Source organism: Hymenobacter agri (assembly GCF_054778495.1).
On the sequence record NZ_BAAGZM010000579.1, the window covers coordinates 1 to 2,691 of the forward strand.

Annotated in this window: 3 protein-coding genes; 2 read left to right on the top strand and 1 reads right to left on the bottom strand. The window is 62.6% G+C overall.

Annotated features, from left to right (window positions below; translation table 11 throughout):
• Positions 1 to 1,127, top strand: a 1,127-nt coding sequence (locus ACYVDE_RS19655) for a BamA/TamA family outer membrane protein (RefSeq protein ID WP_460503237.1), incomplete at its 5' end; no start/stop codon positions are given.
• Positions 1,128 to 1,274: 147 nt separating this feature from the next.
• On the top strand, positions 1,275 to 2,264 hold the full coding sequence (locus tag ACYVDE_RS19660) for a Ppx/GppA phosphatase family protein (protein ID WP_460503238.1): 990 nt from the start codon (positions 1,275 to 1,277) through the stop codon (positions 2,262 to 2,264).
• A 235-nt stretch (positions 2,265 to 2,499) separates the two neighbouring features.
• Here the strand turns inward: ACYVDE_RS19660 and ACYVDE_RS19665 are convergent.
• Positions 2,500 to 2,691 (bottom strand): hypothetical protein (locus tag ACYVDE_RS19665; RefSeq protein ID WP_460503239.1); only part of this gene is annotated, 192 nt, incomplete at its 5' end.

Consider the following 2,691-nt stretch of genomic DNA (forward strand, 5'->3'; position numbering starts at 1 on the left):
AGGATGCCCCGTCCCTGCCCGCCTCGGCCGATGCGGTGGACGTGGCCCGGCTGCTTTTCCCGCGCCTGCCCGCCCACGATTCGCTTGCACTGCAACACGGCCAGAAGGCACTGCTGCTGATACCCGCGCTCGGCTACACCCAGCAAACCGGCGGCATCGCGCAGCTGGCGTTCAGCCTGGCCTTCGCCCGGCCGGGTGCCAATGTCTCAACCGTGCTGGCCGGGGCCGCCTATACCGCCAACGACCAGCTCATTCTCACCGCCACGTCTTCCCTCTGGCTGCCCGACAACCGCTGGTACTTCGTGGGCGACTGGCGGCTGATGCGCTACCCGCAAAGCACTTACGGCCTGGGCATGTTCACCAGCACCACCGACCGCGTGGTGAGCATGAACTACGACTACCTGCGCCTCTACGAGAGTGCCCTGCGGCGCGTGGCCCCCGCTTGGTACGCCGGCTTGGGCTACCAACTCGATTACCATTGGGACATCGTGAGCCGCAACAGCTTCCGCGAAGTGAACCGAATTTCGCGCTACCGCTACGGCGTCGAGGGCACGTCGGTATCGTCGGGCCCGGTGCTGGCCCTGCTGCACGACACCCGCGCCAACGCCATCAACCCGCAGGGCGGCCGCTACCTCAGCACCCAGCTGCGCACCAACCTGAAAACCCTCGGCAGTACCACCGCCTCCGAGATGCTGCTTATCGATGCCCGCACCTACCTGCACCCCTCGGCGCACTCCGCCAACATCCTGGCCTTCTGGAGCTACAACGCCGTCACCATCGCCGGCAACCCGCCCTTCCTCGACCTGCCCAGCACCGGCTGGGACACCTACAGCAACACCGGTCGCGGCTACATCCAAGGCCGTTTCCGGGGCGACGACCTGCTCTACGGCGAAGTCGAATACCGCTACGGCATCACCCGCAACCACCTGCTCGGCGGCGTGGTCTTCGCCAACGCCCAGAGCGTAACCGAGCAGGAAAGCCGCCGATTCGAGCGCGTGATGCCCGCCGCCGGGGCCGGCCTGCGCCTGCGCCTCAACAAAGTTTCCCAAACCAACCTCGCCGTCGACTACGGTTTCGGGGCCGACGGCTCGCACGGCCTCAGCCTGAACCTGGGCGAAGTGTTTTGAGTAGATAGCTTACTCTAGAATGTCGCGCCATGCCGTAGCACCGTGTTGAACCAGCCCGTCATGCTCATCTAGCGTCCGCGTAGTCCGCCATTCCCAAAGCCCCACTCATCAGCTTACCTTTGGGCTGAATTTATTCCCCGTTCCTGCATGAATTTCCCCCTTCGCAAGCTCGCCGCCATTGATATTGGGTCCAACGCCGTTCGTTGTCAGATATCGGCCGTGCTGTATTACGAAGGCCGCTACCGCCTCAAGCGCGTCGAGTACGTGCGTTTCCCGATGCGCTTGGGCGAAGACGTTTTTGCCAGTGGCGAGATTTCGCCCGCCAAAGAGGAGAAATTCGTCAAGTTCCTGCACTCGCTGCGCCTGCTGATGGAAGTGCACGACGTGGCCCACTACCTCGTGTGCGCTACCTCGGCTATGCGCTCGGCCGCCAACGGCGCGGCCATCGCCGCCCGCGTTCGCGCCGAGCTGGGCATGGAAATAAAAGTTATTGATGGCCAGGACGAAGCCTTCTACATCAACCGCGTTATTGAGCACGTGCTGGAAGACAAACGCCATTACCTGCACATCGACGTGGGCGGCGGCAGCACCGAGTTCAACATCTACCACGACCGCCGCAAGGTGGCCGCGCAGTCATTCGAAATCGGCTCTATTCGCCGCATGCAGCAGGAAGAAAGCGGCGAGGCCGGCACCGAAGCGCAGGCCGAGCTCTGGGCCCGCATGGAAGCTTGGGTACGTGAAAATGCCCGCCGCTACCACGTCACCCGCGCCATTGGCACGGGCGGCAACATCAACAAAATCTACAGCCTCACCACCGCCGACCCCGACAAGCACATCACCCGCCGCGCCATCGAAGCCACGCTCAACCGCCTCGCCGGCCTCAGCATGACTGAGCGCGTGAACGTGGCCATGCTCAACCCCGACCGCGCCGATGTCATCATTCCCGCCGGCCACATCTACCTTTCAGCTATGCAGTGGGCCAACGTCACGACAATGGTTGTGCCCGACATCGGCCTGAAAGACGGCATGCTGCAGGCGCTGTTCGAGGACTATTTCGACGAAATGAACCCCGATGGCGGCCACGTAGAGCACCCGCCTGTCCCCGACGTGCAAAACCAGCCCGGCGAGATGGAATAGCCACCTGTCATTGCGAGTGGAGCGCAGCGGAACGCGGCAATCCGTACCCTCGATGCAGAAAGCGCCCCAGATGTGACAAATTATCATCACATCTACTTCAGTTTTAAAACGAAAAAGCCCCGACGTCATATCAGTCGGGGCTTTTTTGTTTTAAAAGGATTTATCACGCCATTGAGTAGCCAGCTTCGAAAGAAAGGATTACTGGGCTACACTCGCAATGAAAGCGTCCGCATCCCTACACTTTCGCCGCGCCCGCGGCCACCTCATCAATATGTCCCACGGGCGTAGTGTCGTCGCAGACCTCATCGGGCTCGCAGTCGCCGCCCTCGCCGAACGACTCGTCGGCAGTTTCGGCGGCGCGGGCTTCCATTGCCTCCAGCACCGTCAAGGCCGCCGCTGCCTCCGAAGCCTGCTGCGCAGCGGCCAC

What these genes read in the sequence shown, in the direction of transcription:
- ACYVDE_RS19660 (WP_460503238.1), top strand. Translation starts at nt 1,275, where the DNA reads ATGAATTTCCCCCTTCGCAAGCTCGCCGCCATTGATATTGGGTCCAAC.